This window comes from Idiomarina sp. PL1-037, assembly GCF_034422975.1.
GTDB lineage: Bacteria > Pseudomonadota > Gammaproteobacteria > Enterobacterales > Alteromonadaceae > Idiomarina.
Window position 1 is genome coordinate 2,227,105 of sequence record NZ_CP139873.1, and the last position, 17,195, is coordinate 2,244,299.

23 protein-coding genes and 1 pseudogene are annotated in these 17,195 nt (G+C 41.8%); 8 read left to right on the forward strand and 16 right to left on the reverse strand.

Going from position 1 to position 17,195, the window contains the following annotated elements; genetic code table 11:
* Positions 1–12: 12 nt before the first annotated feature.
* Positions 13–411 (reverse strand): thiol-disulfide oxidoreductase DCC family protein, encoded by a 399-nt coding sequence (locus U0358_RS10510; protein WP_317497339.1) that lies wholly within the window; start codon positions 409–411, stop codon positions 13–15.
* 184 nt (positions 412–595) lie between these two features.
* Between U0358_RS10510 and U0358_RS10515 the strand changes: the two genes are divergently transcribed.
* The 5 genes from U0358_RS10515 to U0358_RS10535 all read left to right on the forward strand — a co-directional run bounded on the left by U0358_RS10515 (position 596) and on the right by U0358_RS10535 (position 3,958).
* The gene (locus U0358_RS10515; RefSeq protein ID WP_322406216.1) at positions 596–1,198 is read left to right on the forward strand and encodes an ABC transporter ATP-binding protein; all 603 of its coding nucleotides are present in this window, start codon (positions 596–598) and stop codon (positions 1,196–1,198) included.
* The gene (locus U0358_RS10520; protein WP_322406217.1) at positions 1,195–2,319 is read left to right on the forward strand and encodes a DUF6136 family protein; all 1,125 of its coding nucleotides are present in this window, start codon (positions 1,195–1,197) and stop codon (positions 2,317–2,319) included. Before U0358_RS10515 ends, U0358_RS10520 begins: the two co-directional genes overlap by 4 nt.
* 128 nt (positions 2,320–2,447) lie before the next feature.
* On the forward strand, positions 2,448–3,323 hold the full coding sequence (locus U0358_RS10525) for a DNA ligase (RefSeq protein WP_322406218.1): 876 nt from the start codon (positions 2,448–2,450) through the stop codon (positions 3,321–3,323).
* Positions 3,324–3,425: 102 nt separating this feature from the next.
* Positions 3,426–3,722, forward strand: coding sequence for a HigA family addiction module antitoxin (locus U0358_RS10530; protein ID WP_253618867.1), 297 nt, complete (start codon positions 3,426–3,428; stop codon positions 3,720–3,722).
* Positions 3,723–3,811: 89 nt separating this feature from the next.
* On the forward strand, positions 3,812–3,958 hold the full coding sequence (locus U0358_RS10535) for an ATP-binding protein (RefSeq protein WP_253619252.1): 147 nt from the start codon (positions 3,812–3,814) through the stop codon (positions 3,956–3,958).
* On the opposite strand, the gene U0358_RS10540 is transcribed toward U0358_RS10535, so the two are convergent.
* A complete protein-coding gene (locus U0358_RS10540; RefSeq protein ID WP_322406219.1) occupies positions 3,942–4,073 on the reverse strand; it encodes a hypothetical protein in 132 nt (43 codons plus the stop codon). The genes U0358_RS10535 and U0358_RS10540 overlap by 17 nt on opposite strands.
* Before the next feature lie 452 nt (positions 4,074–4,525).
* On the opposite strand from U0358_RS10540, the gene U0358_RS10545 reads away from it, so the two are divergent.
* Positions 4,526–4,693: a hypothetical protein gene (locus U0358_RS10545; RefSeq protein WP_322406220.1), complete on the forward strand. Its 168-nt coding sequence runs from the start codon at positions 4,526–4,528 to the stop codon at positions 4,691–4,693.
* Between the two features lie 20 nt (positions 4,694–4,713).
* Here the strand turns inward: U0358_RS10545 and U0358_RS10550 are convergent.
* From U0358_RS10550 to U0358_RS10585, 8 genes and pseudogenes are all read right to left on the reverse strand, one after another.
* Positions 4,714–4,788: pseudogene (locus U0358_RS10550) on the reverse strand (TA system antitoxin ParD family protein); the annotation flags it as partial.
* A 32-nt stretch (positions 4,789–4,820) separates the two neighbouring features.
* Positions 4,821–5,156 carry a thioredoxin family protein gene (locus U0358_RS10555; RefSeq protein ID WP_322406221.1) on the reverse strand — a complete coding sequence of 112 codons (336 nt, stop codon included), beginning with the start codon at positions 5,154–5,156 and terminating at the stop codon, positions 4,821–4,823.
* Between the two features lie 5 nt (positions 5,157–5,161).
* The gene (locus U0358_RS10560; protein ID WP_114982225.1) at positions 5,162–5,458 is read right to left on the reverse strand and encodes a type II toxin-antitoxin system RelE/ParE family toxin; all 297 of its coding nucleotides are present in this window, start codon (positions 5,456–5,458) and stop codon (positions 5,162–5,164) included.
* On the reverse strand, positions 5,455–5,736 hold the full coding sequence (locus U0358_RS10565; protein ID WP_317497347.1) for a type II toxin-antitoxin system Phd/YefM family antitoxin: 282 nt from the start codon (positions 5,734–5,736) through the stop codon (positions 5,455–5,457). Before U0358_RS10565 ends, U0358_RS10560 begins: the two co-directional genes overlap by 4 nt.
* 91 nt (positions 5,737–5,827) lie before the next feature.
* Complete coding sequence (locus U0358_RS10570) at positions 5,828–6,355, reverse strand: DUF4269 domain-containing protein (protein ID WP_322406222.1); 528 nt, start codon at positions 6,353–6,355, stop codon at positions 5,828–5,830.
* 219 nt (positions 6,356–6,574) lie between these two features.
* A complete protein-coding gene (locus U0358_RS10575) occupies positions 6,575–7,261 on the reverse strand; it encodes a hypothetical protein (protein WP_322406223.1) in 687 nt (228 codons plus the stop codon).
* A 29-nt stretch (positions 7,262–7,290) separates the two neighbouring features.
* Entirely contained in the window at positions 7,291–7,524 is a 234-nt protein-coding gene (locus U0358_RS10580) for a GNAT family N-acetyltransferase (protein WP_322406224.1), read from the reverse strand.
* 15 nt (positions 7,525–7,539) lie between these two features.
* Positions 7,540–7,761, reverse strand: a complete 222-nt coding sequence (locus U0358_RS10585) for a hypothetical protein (RefSeq protein WP_322406226.1) — start codon at positions 7,759–7,761, stop codon at positions 7,540–7,542.
* 223 nt (positions 7,762–7,984) lie between these two features.
* On the opposite strand from U0358_RS10585, the gene U0358_RS10590 reads away from it, so the two are divergent.
* A complete protein-coding gene (locus U0358_RS10590; RefSeq protein ID WP_322406227.1) occupies positions 7,985–8,332 on the forward strand; it encodes a VOC family protein in 348 nt (115 codons plus the stop codon).
* 41 nt (positions 8,333–8,373) lie between these two features.
* Here U0358_RS10590 and U0358_RS10595 read toward each other — a convergent pair whose 3' ends face one another.
* The 6 genes from U0358_RS10595 to U0358_RS10620 all read right to left on the reverse strand — a co-directional run bounded on the left by U0358_RS10595 (position 8,374) and on the right by U0358_RS10620 (position 16,185).
* The gene (locus tag U0358_RS10595; protein ID WP_322406228.1) at positions 8,374–9,699 is read right to left on the reverse strand and encodes a type II toxin-antitoxin system HipA family toxin; all 1,326 of its coding nucleotides are present in this window, start codon (positions 9,697–9,699) and stop codon (positions 8,374–8,376) included.
* Complete coding sequence (locus tag U0358_RS10600) at positions 9,696–10,016, reverse strand: helix-turn-helix domain-containing protein (RefSeq protein ID WP_287796225.1); 321 nt, start codon at positions 10,014–10,016, stop codon at positions 9,696–9,698. The genes U0358_RS10595 and U0358_RS10600 overlap by 4 nt, the downstream gene beginning before the upstream one ends.
* Positions 10,017–10,199: 183 nt before the next feature.
* Entirely contained in the window at positions 10,200–10,484 is a 285-nt protein-coding gene (locus U0358_RS10605) for a hypothetical protein (RefSeq protein WP_322406229.1), read from the reverse strand.
* A gap of 640 nt (positions 10,485–11,124) precedes the next feature.
* Entirely contained in the window at positions 11,125–13,293 is a 2,169-nt protein-coding gene (locus tag U0358_RS10610; RefSeq protein ID WP_322406230.1) for a UvrD-helicase domain-containing protein, read from the reverse strand.
* Between the two features lie 12 nt (positions 13,294–13,305).
* Positions 13,306–15,495 (reverse strand): AAA family ATPase, encoded by a 2,190-nt coding sequence (locus U0358_RS10615; RefSeq protein ID WP_322406231.1) that lies wholly within the window; start codon positions 15,493–15,495, stop codon positions 13,306–13,308.
* A 426-nt stretch (positions 15,496–15,921) separates the two neighbouring features.
* Positions 15,922–16,185 carry a S41 family peptidase gene (locus tag U0358_RS10620; protein WP_322406232.1) on the reverse strand — a complete coding sequence of 88 codons (264 nt, stop codon included), beginning with the start codon at positions 16,183–16,185 and terminating at the stop codon, positions 15,922–15,924.
* Positions 16,186–16,566: 381 nt separating this feature from the next.
* Here U0358_RS10620 and U0358_RS10625 point away from each other — a divergent pair, with 381 nt between their 5' ends.
* A complete protein-coding gene (locus U0358_RS10625) occupies positions 16,567–17,145 on the forward strand; it encodes a hypothetical protein (protein ID WP_322406233.1) in 579 nt (192 codons plus the stop codon).
* The last annotated feature ends 50 nt before the right edge of the window (positions 17,146–17,195 follow it).

The following is a 17,195-nucleotide window of genomic DNA, read 5'->3' on the forward strand; positions in this document are numbered from 1 at the left end:
AGCTAGAGTACATCAGTCAATCGAGCACTGCGAGCAGCGTTCTTTACCTGTTAATAGCTTGGAAATGCGGTTGCGGTAACGCGCGAAAAATAAGTAGGCTTTATCGGCAAACCACCGAATGACAGGCCAGCGTAAAGGCGCGATCATCCAGCCTTTCCCCACCTGCGACCAGGCCGCATAGGTTACATCCAGACCATAAATCATTTCACCGGAACGGGTCTGCCCGTGTAAATACTGGTTAGCCTTAGCAACGTCTACCGCAGGGTAACGCTGATTAAAATCCGGCTCGTTAATGTTTTCAAACTGAATCTTTCTTTGTTCATCCAGTTTCCTTAAATGCCGCATTTCTTTCACGCACAACGGACATCCACCATCGAAGAAAATCACCAATTTCGAACTTTGCTCTGACATTACAACCACCGTTTTGCGAATTACACCTTCTTATACGCTGTTTTTGCGTATTTGACTCATAATGTAATGCGAAAAGCGGTTTGCAAATGCCTAAGACTTATTTTCCCCGCTGGTCATCAATGGTATAAAGTTAAGTCTCTATAACAAAAACATAAACCATTCATCAGATAAGGAACCTCAGCAGTTGTTAGTTTTCCACAAGGTCAGTCAGTTTAACGGGCATCGGTGTATTTTCCGTCATTTATCCTTAACTGTTGATGCGCCCCGCGTTTGCATTACCGGCCCCAATGGCATTGGCAAAACCACTCTGCTTTTATTAGCGGCAGGGCTTATCTCCCCGCGAGAAGGGGAAGTTACCTACCAGAAGCAAAATGTTCTTCTGGCAAGTAGTAAAAAGAACATAGGCATAAGCGCCAGCAAGATTGCCTTGCCAGCATTTATGACGGTGAAGGAGTTACTTAAATTTCACGCGCTGCAATTTAACTGCCCTGCTAGCAACTGGATTAGCGAGTTTGGGCTGGAGCCGTACCTGGCAACCAAAGTGTCAAACCTCTCGCTGGGTAATTATAAAAAGCTGAGTTTAATTACCGCCTTGATGCACCAGCCGGAGTTACTACTACTGGATGAACCCGGTAATGGACTTGATGACCAAACCCGCGCGGTACTGGAAAAAGTTTTGAGCAATTATCCGGGTCAGATTATTGTCGCCAGCCATGAGGTTGTATTTGCGGACAATACCGACGTGCAGTACATCGCTCTGGAAAATATCATTGATGGTGCGGTGTGAGTTACTGGTTATTTCGAATCAGAATTTACCATGAGTCTCTGAAGCAGTGGTTGGACAGCCTGAGACAAATTAGCATGGGACTGGTGGCATTGTTTCCTCTCGCCCTGCCGGCACTTATTATGCTGCCGCTTTTGTCGATAGGCATTATGGCCAGCCCGGAAACCAGCGCATCGGTTTATCTGAACACCCTATGGGGCTATTTATTATTACTGTATAGCTGGATGAGTTTTCAGCGGGACGGTATTTGCGCCACCCACTATCAGCTTTATATCAACTCGTTACCGACCAAGCCGCTCGTCAAATCCTTCAGTAATCTGGGGTTAATACTGTACGGAGCAAACTTTTTTATACTCGGGCCATTAATACTGCTGCTTATTGTTTTATTTCAGCAAAGCGGCAGACTCCTATCCGGCGACGACCAGCTTTGGTATGAGCTTATCCCGTTAACGGGTGTCGTGGTCATCGCTGCTTATTACGGTTTTTTTGCCGTTAACAACAGACTCCCCTGGTTTAGCTTACTGCTTTTTCCATTTCTTGCTTTTGCATTACCCTGGGAATTAACCAAACCCGAGTGGCTGATACTGTGGAGCGCCGCAATTCTGGTTGAGCGTTTTATACCAAGCTTCTCAATAACACTCGGGAAATGGCCGAAAGGACTGTTTCGGCAGCTTTTACAAGCCGACATCGCCTCCCCCAACGGCGAGAAGTTAAGACTGGTGACTTTGCTGCTGCTCATAGCCATCACTCGCCTTAGCGTTTCTCAAATAGCACCCGAAACGCAGCCATACCTTCTAAACCTGGTCAGCTTTGTCAGTGCACTGTTATTAGCAAGTAGTTTATTCGGAACTCAGGCTCTTAGAAAACACTATCACTTGTATCTGGGCTGTTTGCCGGAGAGCCAGTCAGTACAGCTGGGTAAAAGCATGATTTATGCTTTTATTAAAGCGCTGGCAGGCGTGTTGCTTATCCTGCTAGCGGGTATTTTTACAGAGCAACAATGGGCATTATGGCTGTTGTTTTATGTCAGCACAGCGCTCGGTATATTACTGCGCCCGCAGTGGTTTTTGCTGTTTCCCTGCATGGCCGCACTTCTGTCTTTTCTGGCTGTCTCTGCATTGTAAAAACAATAGCCATTTCGCTTAGTTCATAATACGACATTGCCACGCTGCCAACTTTAGTAAGCAATGCTAGTCTCTTTATGACACTAGGCGCAGACGCGCTGCAACTCAGTCCAAAATAAGAGGCAAGGATGCCAAAACTCTCTAGAGTTCATCTTGTTTATTTAGTGGTATTTTTTATCGCTGCCTTTTGTACCTTCCCCGCAGCCGCGTTGCAGACTGCAACGCAAACCCAACTGGCAAAAGTGTATGAAAAGGACACAACCATTCCCATTAGCAATTACTTAGTAAGTGAAAAATACGATGGTATCCGGGCCATTTGGACAGGCTCGCAACTACTGACCCGACAAGGCAACCTGATATCGGCTCCGGAATGGTTTACTGCACCACTACCCGCCGTTTGGCTTGACGGTGAACTGTGGACAAAACGTCAAAACTTTGAGGTGCTAAGCTCTATTGTGCGCACCCAAAAACCAAAGCACAGCCGTTGGCGGCAAGTGAAGTATATGGTGTTTGATATGCCTGACGCCCAGCTACCTTTTGAGGAACGATACAAAAACTACTCAAAGTTAATTGATCAAGTAAACGCTGAACATATTAAAGCAGTACAACAACAGCGGTTTCATTCCAATCATGAGTTAAGCGAACACCTGAAAGCTATGGTTGAGCATGGTGCAGAAGGCCTGATGCTGCACTTAGCTACAGCGCTTCATCAATCCGGCAGAAGTGACGCTTTATTAAAATTAAAACCCTATTTCGACGAAGAGGCCGAGGTAATTGCGCATTTACCGGGCAAAGGCAAATATACAGATATGCTCGGTGCGCTGCGCGTGCGTAATCAGCAAGGCATTGAGTTTTCTATTGGCACCGGATTCACCGACGCTGAACGCGCAAACCCTCCGCCTGTCGGCAGTATTATTACCTATAAGTACCACGGCTACACCAATAATGGTGTACCACGCTTTGCCAGCTTTTTACTAATTAGGGAGGTTGTGGAGGGTGAATAAGCTTTTAGACACGGTGCGTATGCAAAAAATACAAAGAAACCACAAATTGACAACGTTGCGCAACACGCTACACTAAGAGCTCATGATCAAAACTTATCACTGATGTCTATTATGTTTGACCCCGCTCACCCAGGTGAATTTATTCTAGCAACCTATATGCAGCCTTTTGGCTTGAGTTGCCGGTATTTAGCTACAAAGTTAAATGTTTCTCCATCCACTTTAAACAGAGTTTTAAAATGCCAAAGTGGCATAAGCCCTGAAATGGCGTTGCGTTTATCGAAAGCTTTAGGCAGAAGCCCGGAGAGTTGGCTAGCGATGCAGGATGCGTACGATTTATGGCATGCTGGAAAAAACTTAAGTTTAGATAAGGTTCAGAAGCTTGATCTTACAGTCGCATGATAAATGCCTAACAGGCTCGCGATAAGCTGAGTTTTGAACAGAGTTCCCGCATCCAGTCAATTCACCGCCAGCAACTTGAACATGCTCTCATCCCCTTTTACAGCACTAAAGTCAACGGCTCAGGCATTGGCTTAACACTGTGCCGAGATATTGTTGAAGCTCACGGCGGTAGCATTAACTTACGTAATCAACCGGAAGGGCTCGAAGTTAAGCTGTTGCTTAAACTCCCATCATGACATCCCTAAACGAATATTGATATTTGTACTCCAGTGGAAGCGTATAAGACACCGTCTTTTCTTTTCCATTAATGATGAGCTTAAAACTGACTTTTTCCAGGAGCTTTTCAGGCATGCCTTTTTCGTAGTGCAGAACGACAGACTCCCGGCCCCCAACTTACCCGCGCATTTAGATACCGTCGACTCAACCTTTAACGGTTTGAAAAGCTCACCAGATTCGGAGTAGTGCTCCAGAAGCACCGACTCGGGTATCACCTCTACGCCGGACTCATCACTCAAATTGAAGCTTAAAAATGATTTTCTCCAGGTCGATTCCGGCGTTCCTTAATGACTATTGTACACATCGTTCAAATGCGTAATCTCGACCAAATCGCTAAATCGACTGCCTGCGTTTACTTTATAACGAGTGCTGTAAAACTCGTACTGGTTGCCATCATTGTCAGCATACTTATTTTTATAGGGAACAGGTGACCCATCCCGCTTTACGGCATAGTTGTAATGCCCGCAACCAGCGAGCAATAAAGAGGCCAGAGCTGTCAAAATTATTAGTCGTTTCATAATAGGGTTGTGAAATTTGCCAGCGTGGTCACCGACCAAATGGAACGGGAAGCTCAGGTAAGAGAAGGTGCAAGCATCGCCTACGACGTTTCACAACAAACTGATGTAAGCACCCAAAAAGGGTCCGCTGTGGTTCAGAATACGGCCGCAACCATGCTCCTGGGGGAGCCAATTTAGAAAGTGCTCCCCCGTTCTTTAATAGAGCGAACCATAACCGAACTAGCCTTGCGAATTTCCCCATGCAGTTCGTCGTCAATTTTGACAATTCCCATAGCAGCTCCTGAATATATGATATGTATATAAATCACATATTCGAAATGAATTCACGAACCTCATCAGTCTTTAATGGCCTCACTAAACGAGCCACTTCATTGCCATTGTGCAGGAGTATCAAAGTCGGCCAAAGCTTTACCTTGAACGCACGTCCCAGTGGTTTGCCCTTGCCGTCGTATATTTTAATATGACGTAGCCCTGAATATTCAGTTACTGCTTCTTTTATCGCAGAACTTGCCGCCTGACAATGTCCACACCAGGGCGCGCCAAACTCAAGTACAACGTCACCGGATAACTCGCCAGTTTGTTCAAAGGTAAACGCTTCTTCCGCGTAATCGGAGTTAGAGCCAATATCGTCGATTTTCATCCCATTTACTCCTCACCAAGCTCGGACATTCGCAATAGCTGACTACTACGACGCACAGTCAGAACATCAACCTGATCTTTGATGCTGTAAATAACCCGATACGATCCAAATATCAGCTCCCTGATGCGAGATGAGCCCACCTCAGGAACCATGCGTCCACTTTTAGGAAAATCAGCTAACCGCTCAACCGTGGCAAATAAATCATCAACCCAATGTACCGCAGCCGCCGGATTATCTTCTGCAATATACCAAGCAATGTCCTCTACACGCTCCAGCGCAAGCGGGGACCAGATAATCTTCATTGAGCAAGCCTACTCAAAACCCGAGCCTTCGCATCTTCATGCGAAATACCATTCCCGGAAGCAATCTGTTCTTCCGCCTTGTACACCTCTTCTAGTATTTCCAGACGTTGTTGCATCTTCTCATATTCGTGAACATCCACCAGCACTGCAACGCCTCGACCTCTTTGTGTCAGCACCATAGGGCGACGGGTTTCATGAAGCTGCTTTACGAATGTGGCTACCCCTGCACGAAATTCAGACAGAGGGCGGATATCTTCATCTACTCGAACCCTTGACATGGAAATCACCTCAGTACTTTTTAATGTACATCAAAGAGTACAATAGGACTTGAAAGCAAGCAAGGTATCTGTGGGAAGAACCAACGCTCGGCTAAAGAGATGCCTGAGCCAAATTAAGCAACTTGTTAAGCTCCTTTTCAGACCAGTTCTCCAGTTCAAGAACTGCAGCGTAGGGGTCTCCAGGAATTCCCATAACCCGACAAATAGCAGGTTCTGTTTTGAGACCGCTTTCTTTAAGTTGCCGTATCCTGTCGATGAACTCATTGCCCCCGATTTTTACAAGGCGTTTCATCACTTGATAATGGCGAAATGCAGCCTGCGACTCCAATGGCGTTTTTGACGCATAGACTTCAATTAAAAATTGGTTACAGTGAAACTGACCTAAAGCGTGATCTTTGCGTGGGCGCATGCTGTAAGCTTCATAGCCGGAATATGCCGATTCAAATGTCTCAATAAACGCTTCTTGTTCCTGGTACGTACAAACGATATCGATGTCGCTTTCTCTCGTATCCAGAGAAACAAATATCGTACTAACAACTTCCGGCGAATATGCGTTGAGTTTGATCAGAACTCCTGATTCTTCTAACGCTTTGTTGGCGCGCGCTATTTTGCTATTCATTCCAGCCTATTGTTATATTTTTTTGATTTAAACACATAGAACCTAAATATTAGAGCCTGAAGCGTAGCCCAGCCCGAGAAGTAGAACCCACCCGATACTGCGAAATATTGCACCATCCCAATTACCCATTAACGCTGACTACTGGTGAAATATAACGCCGCGTTCTGCGGAAATACAGGAGCCTCAGCGAATAAATTTTCCGTAGTAGCGTTGTTAGTCTCACAACCCAAATACCACTTCAAACTTCTCTCCGTTGTTTAACCTTTCCAATCCTGAGTACAAACTTTTAGTATGCATTGGTTCAACAGCTACTCTTGATGCTTGGTAGTATTTAACACTTGTATTTGGAAAGTCGCTTAGAAAAAAAATGGATTTAACTTTTGCCAGGTCGTCCTCTGTTATCTCTATATTTTCAAGTAAAAAAGGTTTGCGATAGTCAACTTTAATACCTGTTCCTTCAATAAACCAGGCTGGCAATTGCGTAAGCTCTGCAAAAAGGTCAGTTCTGTGCCTCACCTCTGCATGAACAAATTCATGCGCTATCACGTCCGTGTTAAGCCCCTTAGGACCTAGAAATATGCACTCTCTAAAGAACCCTGATGTTTGCATACCCGTTGGATTAAAGCCAAAACTGGAGTACTTATTCTTAGTTGTAGCAATGATTCTTGGTGAAGATATAGGCTTACCATAAACATTTGACACTCTTTCGATTGCATCATCTATTGCTTCTACCAAGTTCGATTTCTGTGCTTCGTCGAGGCTGTCATCAACATAGAGGTTTGTTGAAGTCTGAGAAAAATGTGTCTGCCCGATCATTTCGCATGCTATCGCCCCCTTTTTAAAGAAGATAAAAGACGCAAAAAGAAGCAATATAAAAACAGATAAAAGAATTTTAAATATTCGCACAAACTTTCCTTGTGAAACTAACGCCGCAATCACGCGCTTGTCGCGTGCATTGCCTTGTTAAGTTTGAGCACCATAGGCTGATAAACCAAGCCTGCCGATTCGCCCACTTCGCCACTGCACTCAAACCCATAATTTTCATAAGCGGTCACTGAAGATAGCGACGCGCTGACGGTAACAGTTTCAACTCTCGCATGATTCAAGGCGGATATAAGCAGCTTTCTTCCAATCCCACTTTTCTGGGATTCCGGACGAATAAAAAGCATCGCAACATGGCGACCTTACTTTAACTCGATGACACCTTCGACATTTTCATTGTTCTGAGCAACCAACATCAAGTTATCGCCTTTCATTCTATCGAGGAATGCATCGCGCGCAGCGATACTCAAAAAGGTTGTAATCCCCTCATCAGACAATGTGCCTGCAACAGACTGTGAAAAAGAATCCCTGCAAATTGCACTTACAGCTTCAAGGTCCTTCTCTTCCATCTTCCTGATAATCATCCATGTCTCCCAAAAACTTACCATTTATATACTGCGCATGCTCATTTACGCTATAACCCGTGCGCAATATCTAACTTTAATTATTTATTATGTATCTGACATTAAATGAGTTAATTAGCCGATACAACAATAAATGAGCAATAATACTGATAAAAATGAGCGTTAGGTTAAACTAGGACTAAAGGTAAAATCGTTTCTCAAAAAGCCCTATGCGAGGCACACCATGAACTTAACTAAAATTAATTACATAGAACTTCCGGCGCGGAGCCTTGAAGCAACCAAGCGCTTCTTTCAGCAAGCTTTTGGCTGGGAGTTTGTGGACTACGGTCCAGAATACGCTGCTATTCAAAATGCCGGAATTGATGGCGGCTTTTACCAATCCGACTTAGTTGCTCAAACGTCGAGCGGCAGTGCGCTGGTGGTTTTATACAGCAAAGACCTTGAGCAAAGCCTGAAAAGTGTCGAGGATGCAGGCGGTAAAATCCTCAAACCTATATTTGATTTTCCCGGTGGTCGACGCTTTCAATTTACTTGCCCTAGCGGCAACGAATACGCAGTATGGTCAGAATAATCGAAAAGCCGACACTGGGCGCAATTTTCGATAAACGCCTATCAGGCAAAATCTTTCAGCCTGAGATGACCCTCTATTGAATCGGCAAGCGCTTTAGGCACCTCATGTTCAGTGGCTAACTCCCGCCACTGAGACACCGCGTTTATCACACCATCAATAATTGCATCTATTTCTTTGCGCTCTACCCGCGGGAGCTGAACGTCCGCCAGCGCATAAAAGTCAGCACGAGTATGCCCGCTGCGCTTGCCATTTAAAGACATCCAGTGCTGCTCTACCCAGGGGTTTCCGGGTTTGTAGCTAAAGGCAACGTCGTAAGCCGGGCTTAACCGCCATTGCTTGTCCTCCAGCATAAAACCAAAGTTCTTAGAGTGATCATCGTGGTTGGTCGCTACATGGTTAAAGACCATACGGCGAAACAAGTCTATAGCGTCCGCCCGTGGCAACCTTAGCTGGCGGGCAACCTGAAACAGCTCTTCATAAGAAAACGCACCAATGTCATGATAGTTCACGTGCTTAATAGCCGTAAGCGTTTGAATATGCCTTTTCTCATTGCCTATTCTGTCAAAGCGCTTGGTCACAAAATGGCGTCGGTTGCCTTCATCCAGCAGGTGGCATGGCATCATATGAATGCCGGCTTGCGTGGCCATTAAGTAATACACATACTCCATGGCACCGTAACCGAGCGGGTCGCCAAAGGTTTGCTGAGAAGGGTCGCGCTCCTTTACTCCGTCAAACTTCAGCAAGTAATGCTCAAAGCCTTCGGGCACAAGCCCCTGCCCTGAACGAACCTGACTAAAGTCCTTATTAAACGCCAGCACCGCTTTCGGCCTTGCGCCACCGGCGCTGGTGCCAACCGCTAATAAGGCCTGCATCATTTCTTTGTCTGCCGCGTCGTCAAAGTGTGTTCGCTGACGAAATCCCTTTCGTGCATCCAGTACTTCCTGCGCTAGTCTCATTAAGCTCTCAAGCTCTATATCTTTATTTTTTGCGTTGGTTTGATTCTTACGCGCAGGGTGATACTCAAGAGCGCCCATCCCCCGCTCGCCGGTATACTGAAGCCGCTCAAGCGGGCTCAGAGGCTCGGTGCGATCAGGCTGTTGCGCAACCCATTGGTTCAGTACCGCATTACCAAAGTCGTCGGGCAAAGAATCCGCCAGCATACCCGGCAGGCCTCTGAAGGTATCCCAATTTAACCCCGGAAAGGAGTAAATTCTTCCTTTCTCGGCGGGCATGGTTAAAGGCGCCAGCGGAATGTCTTTTTCGACAAATTCAGATAAGTACTCGAACCGCGCCGCCGTGTCGCCCTTGTTATAACTTAAGGCACCGACAGGCTCGCCTTTGTAGCGAACTTCAATGGTATTAATCACCAGTCCAGCTCCTCATTGTCAGCAGGTTTCACACGTGTTTTACCGCTCGCTCGTTTCTTCTGTTTGGTGCTACTTTTGAGTAGTTGCACAGGAGAAACGCCCTCGTCCGGGAATGCGGCCAGTAGATTGTCGATATGACCCAAAGCCTGAAGAATGGCGACATAAGTCGGTAAGGTGCTTTTACCACCCTCGGCAGATTTAACGGCATTCAGTGAGACATTCGCTAAGGTAGCTAAGTCCTCCTGAGTTAAGTCCTGGTTCAGTCGATACTGCCTGACTCGCTGACCAATGATTGCTGAAACACGCTCAGAATCCATATAAAGAACCTTAAATAGGCTTTAAACTAATAATTAGAGTGTAGCAGACTATTTAGAGGACGTAATTGTTTTTATATAAAAGACTTTATATGGACTTTAAATTTAATGGTTAACGATAAAAATCTTTAAAAGGGCTATTGGTGGTTTTGGTGTTTGGTGTTTGGTGTTTCTCTCGATTACCTGCTAACCAACCTTGGAAGTTCGAATTTCACTCAGGGCTAAACTGATGAGTGCCCCACCAATAATTGAAACAAAAATTAATAGTGAACTACCTACTTGCTCATTAATGACTTGTCCATATCGTTGCCCAAGCTCAACAAAACTTAGTGCGTAACTGGAGCCGAGTAAAACAATTAGTAATGAGCCAAATAAGAGTTTCCAGGGCTTCTTGCTCGTTCCAATATTTAAGAAAAGCGCCAAACCGATAACCGGAGCAAACCCGAAAAGGAATGGGAACCAAAATTCCATATCTCAACCTCCTTATTGCCAATTTTATTCTTGTGCTTTATTCAAACTCACTGTTTTCATTTCTCCTCACAGGATGTAAGACCCTCCTATCTTGTCTCTTACTTAGAGGGTATCTAAAAATGCATCGCCATTTCAGTACCTTTGCTATCCCTATCAATTATTTCGGGAAGTATCCCTCTCTCGCCATCAAGCGTATTAGCGATAAACAAACACATCATAGCATCCATAATATGGTCTCTAGCCAGCCCTTTCCTTGGGTATTTTGCAAGCGTACGTTAGTAGATTTCTTTAGCGCCATTGATTTACTGGTCAAGCAATCTTAGTCGCTCCTCAATACCCTCCGAGCTTTTCTTCTTCATCGCGATGATTACCTGAGCCTTTGAAGGCTTCGTCAGAGGATGGCTATGCTTCCCGCCTCCACCAACTGAGTAAATTCGGATTCATACCGATTTCTATAGCAGCCTGACAGCAATTCACCCCCAGTTTTTTTTCAGAGCGACGGCTTCGCGTTTAAACTCTAGGCTGTAATTTTTTCGTTTTTTTCATAAACACTCCTTATGGGCACATATGGCCTCGTTTTGGATGTGTCGTAAAATCTGGGTAGAACCCAAACGCCAATATTTTAACTTAGAGATAGAAGTTAGTGGTAAACCCACTCCTTTATTTCTCCAAAGATAGATTTTATACCTTGTTCGATATCTGAAGTGTCATCTATATACAATACCTTTAAGTTCTTCTCCGCCCTAGAGCATGCTACATAGACAAGATGCCTTGTATTTTCGATATCCTTCTTGGTATCTTCATCTGTGAACCGCTCCATGCAGCTATGCTCGTCTAGGGCGATAAACTCGAAATATTTTTTAAACTTTCCCTTTCCTTGATGACTGCCGCCAAAATTGTGGCCCATGATTACTGCAACATTTTCGTATTCCTCACCTTTAGTGCTGTGATAAGTGCGATAGGTAATGTCTTTGTCTAATTTCTGGTTGACAAAATCAGCCCATATACGCCACTTTCCAATCTCAATACCTAGAATAGAGTTCACTCGATCAATTTCTTCATCAGATATAGCATTTGATTCATCGTCGGAGATTTCGTTACTATTAGAATCAATACTTGTATCACTTGGAAACGTAGGGGCAATCATTAGATCTAGAATCTGAGCTCTTATCATACTTTCAATAGACGGATAGGTATCCAAATCAGATTTTGCGGGTCCTAAACAGCTCTCTATGTATTCTTTAACGCCAAGATGGTCTTTCTGAGATTCATATAGATCCGACATGTTTTTTATTAAGTCATGTAAGGTATTTGGTTTTATAGATCTTATATTATTAATTAATTCGTTCGCTGATTTAAAACTCAAATTTTTAACTGACCGCTCAAAAATATCATGGTAAGTAGACTTGCTATTATTTATATTATTAAACTTAGTCACTATCCTTAGAATTAATCGAATCACAGGGTGTAACTTATTCAAATCGTTAGATAGCAGCTTATTTTTTATATCGTCAAAATATATGTTGTCAGCGGAGCTTACTGCATCATATATATCTCCAAACCCATTTAATTGACACATTAGTTTATTGGTTAGAACCAAGCATGTTATCTTAGATTTTGGAGCGGATTTTCTAAGGTCCTCTTTATATTCTTCCAAAAAGTGGGGTACGCTTTCTAACTCCTCTTTACTTGACTTGTTATTTAATTTGTAAAACTCAACTAACCCTTTTGACTTAGATTTATCTAAGCGAGATTGTTCTATTCCGTCGGTTCTAATTTTATTGATAATGCCAATAATTTGTTCATGTGATCTTCTATTAAACTCATGCTTTATTCTCACCAGCCCTTGATGAAGGGTGGCAAGGTTTCCTCCTACTCCATCCTCATAAATATTCTGGGACGAATCTCCGAAATAACCGACAACCCAGTCTCTTTTGTGCTTTTCTGAGTGTTCATGTATTAATTTCAAAATAGATATAACATTCTCCGAGGTGTCTTGATATTCGTCAATGAAGAAGTAGGGAGATCTATCCAAAATTAGCTGCCTGAGCACTGGGTAGCCTTGGACCAACTGAAGTGAATACTCTAGCAGAGTATCATGGCTAAACTTCATTATATAGAGCCTATCTACATTGTAGTTGCTATCATACTCCACAAGTGTGTAGCCTGGCTCTTTATTCGTTATCTTCTGACTACACGCTTTGAGTCGTTTTAATGTGTAAATCTTACTAGCTAACTGTCTAAAATTACTAACATTCTTTAACCATCTTTTTACATTTTCTTCCCCAAACTCCTCGTAGTATATTTTATACTCCTCTTTTAGCTCTTTCGACTTAAGGTTTCTTGTTCGATAGTAAGTATTCTTAGATTCGTATATAAACGTATCCAAAATTCGCCGTTCTTCATCGCTTAGTGATGTGTAAAAAATCAGCTTTTTTATGTCGGGATTAGATAGCTCTGTTTCTATCAACTGAATCTCATCTTTAATCTTACGATGGTGAAGCTCTATGAGTTGAGGCTGATGATTTTGAATCAGATTCCATAGCATTTCATGAATAGTAGACACCGCTAGTACATCAGAGCTCCCTATTCTGTTCTTTATTTCATTAGCAGCTACGTTTGTATAAGTTACGCATGAAACGATTTGGTTGTTTCTTCTAAGCTGCAAGAATTTTTTTCTCAGTATGTAATCTATTATATTTACTAAGGCATGGGTTTTTCCGGCTCCTGCCCCCGCTTGAAAGTAGAAGCTTTTGAATTGGTCAATACACTCTATAAGTTTGTAGTTAACGTCTAAATCCTGAGTCATTTTATTCTCGCTTTACTTTTCAGTTCTTCTTGAAGGAGTAAGTTTTTCTTTGAGCCATTTGAAGCCATCCATAATATAATCTGGTAATTTTGGTGCTTTATCTATGCCTTGAACTATACTTCTATATAATATTTCACTCGTAAATTCATTTTTATCTCTCGCTAGCTTTGACTGAAGCTTATAAGAGGAATTAATAATATTTTTTTTATCCCTTGTCTCACCTAAAATGTCACTATATATTTTAGGCTTGATATTTTCTAGTGAAGAGTTAACTATCGAATTATCATAATTAGTTAATATAAAAGACTCTTCAAGGCTAGTGGCATAATAACCATGTATCTTTGAGCATTGGAAAACTACTTTAAAGTTTTCACGTTCATAGTACTTAATGTTATCTAGATTTTTTCCATTCTGATTAAAAGTTATTATTGTATTATTTGTTGTTTCTCTTCCTTGTAATGAGGAAATTTGTTTGTAATCGTGGCTATTATTGTCACTGGCTCCTTTCTTGTGTCCGCATAAATCACAATCTCTATTGTTGGCTTTATGCTTCTGGCCGATTTCACAGGCTCTTCTTTTAATATCTATATCGGTAATAACTAACGTGGGAATTTTAAGTGTTCTTACTAAAGGAAAGTAGACGTGCGCATGTGCGCCATTAATGTTAAATATACAGATGTAGTTATTTCTCAGGTCTTGGTCATTGTCAATGTAGAATTTTAATAATGCCTCTTCAGTGGCACCTTCAACAAAAACTACAGCGTCAGCGAAAAATATTTCAGAGACCTTATATTTTATATGCTTTTGCAGAAATACCAAGTCATCTGAACTGAAACTGAATTGTTGTCCTCTATTTTTAATTACTCTGTCATTCAATTTTATAGAAGAAACTTTTCTTTCTTTTGTTGATAAGTAATTTATATTGTTAAAGGAGTTAGAGCTATGTATTTTACTGTTTACTATATGAGAGGAATGAGTCGTGATTATTATTTGGCAGTTTAAAGACTTCTTTTCATCAGAATTTTCATTTGCAATCTCCAAAGCTCTTTGAACAGCAGCATCTATTCTTTTTATGAAGAACTCTTGCATTTGCGGATGCATAAAAGCTTCGGGTTCTTCGATGAATAGGAGGTTTATTCGGCTATTTTGGCTTCCTGATTTGTAACTATCAATATAATGTATTATCTCTCCAATTATATTTAGTAAGTTTACATATCCAAGTCCAAACTGTTCTTCTGGGATTAAGTCCTCATCGTCCGAGAAGTTATACTTTATTAATCCTTTGACTATTCTTTCATATGTAACATTTCCTGTTAAACCTAGATCTACTTTGTTAGTGTTCTCTATTTCTCTTAAAACTTTAGATACATTTTTATTTTTTCCATTGACAGTTTGTGTTAGATTTTCGTTTACCTTTTCAATTTCTTCACTTAACTTGTCTTTAGATTCTTTATCGTTATCGAACTGAAACTTTATTATTTTATTGAATACCTCCGTCAGAACATCATCTTTTAAGTGACGGTTAGCTTTGATTTCTCGTAAGTTTATAAGGTCCTTGAACTGAAATTTCTTGCTTTCCTGCCCGTATGAGTTTAGTAACTTAGTTTTGAATAGATTTTTTTTGTGTGTTTCAAAGTCAAAAAAATCGGACTCTTGATTTAGGAGACTTTCGAACATGCTTATTAGTTTCGATTCCTCAAGCTTTTTTTCCTTGTAAAACTTTATTAGCTTTTGAACTGCTTCTAAGTAAGCCAAAGATTCAGATATTACTATTTTTACTGATATTTCAACCTCTTTTTGAGGATTCTCGCTGTTTTCTATAGTTACAAACTCATCTAGGTTGGCTATTAAGTCATTGCTTCCTGTTTCGATATGGGCCACTAAAGTAAACGAAAGCTCTGGTAGGTTTTTTACGTTAAAGTTACTCTTTTTATAACTATCTAATAAGCTTTTTATGTAGCTAATATTGAAATCAGCGGCTCGAGGCTGTCGGTTTTCGCATATAAGCTTTAAAGCGTTTGCTATAGTTGTTTTGCCTGAATTATTTTTCCCAATGATTAAAGTCGTTGATGCGGCGACATCAGACGTCGCATCAACTTTTTCGTCTTCAGGTCGAATTGCGTTAGGTTCGACAAAGAATATAGTGTTTCTTCTACTTCCAAATTTACGGTAGTTTTCGATTTTAAAGCTTGTTAAATGCATTTTCAGAGCTCTCTCGTCTATTTATGTGCCCATGCTAATATCAGAAGAGCTATACTAGGTAGTAGCTCTAAACTCACACTATGAATTAAGTCATAAATAAATTGCAAGGAAACGTTACTTTTTTTTCGCTATCATCTTTTCGTTCGGTTTCTATGAGCAAAGGTTAGGGAGGTATTCGTTGAAAAATATATCAGAGAGTCAAGTTATAGCTGTTGAACCTTTGCTTAATTGCAATAATTAGAACTTTTTTATATTTGGAGCTGCTTTAGCCCTAGTAGTTGATGCCCTTTTATGTACCCTTCTCGATGCGTCAAAATTTTACTTGCGATACTTTCGTCTACGTGAGTACCCGCTCTTTGCACTAAACAGTCAGTGCTTAAACGAATCGCGGACATGCCCGAGTCATTATTCGACAGTTTCGTTGATTCACTGAATCACATCTTCGACTGGACGACTAGAGGATTCATCAACTGGAATCCTTCCACCGAATATTGTACCGTTCTCACTTGCCATCTTAGCTGTCGTAATATTTAAACTAGAGCCAATACTTAGCTTGAAAGGTCGATTAGCGGTCGACATGCCACAAAGTGGTTCGCCAAACGAACGAACATTAGCTTTATCCTTAAAAGCGACTAATAACGCATCGCCTGAGCTTACCGCCCATTCGCTACTTAAGACTGCTATTGGCATGTTTACATCTCCCACTAGAGGTTTTTCAATTCCAATAATAAACTGATTATTGAGGAAATTTTGTCCATCATATGTCCCCCAACCAGTCTTGGAGCCATCAGGTTTTACAAAGTAGCCATGAATTCCATTGCTATGGCTATGAGGTGTCTATCAAATCAGTGGCGATTCACTTTAAGCCGGAATATTGTCGACAATATAGTAAGAATAACCTAACTTTATTTAAAATAATCAAAATTAAAGAGTATATTGTCGACAAATTAACTAAATCGAAATATTATGCTTTTCAACTTCTTTGGGACTTTGAATTCAATCTTGATTGTAGTCAGCTTGGTTGGTGTTTTCTCTCAGGTACGGACAATTTGGTCACGGAAAAAAGGCAACTTGAATAGAAGATCAACTGAAGCCCTCTCTCTTAATAAGTTTTTCGTGAGCTTTTTGGCTTACTACTCTTTCTTCGTATATGGCATGTCAATAGAGCCTTTTAATCACTTCATTGTCTGGCCGAGATTGTCTGCGGCTCTGCTAGTAGCTGTTATTTTGTATGAAATATGGTTTGACCGGAAAACGGCTGCTCCTCTAACTTTCTTTATTTTAGCGATTTTCCTGCTCGCATCAGGAGCTTTTTTCGGACTGACAGCAGGCACTTACGAAGATGAAGGACGTCATTTAATGACGATAATGATTGTTGTCATTACCATCTTTCTTGCGCAAGGTTATACTCATCAGATCATCCAAGTTCTGAAATTGGGCAGTACCGGCGCTTTAGATATCAAGATGAGTCAATTCATTTTGCTTATGGATATGTCGACAATAGCATTTGCTTTTGCCATGGGACTCGAAGATGGTTGGCCTCTACTACTGCTAGCGACAGTTAGTGCCTGTACCAAACTAATTATTCTCTACCTTTTTCGTTGGGCCAGGACAAGCTTGTCAGCAGAAAGAAGGCGCCAGACCGCGTAGCGGACTATTAATAGTAATAAAAAAAGCCCGCTAAAAGCGGGCTCCAAAGT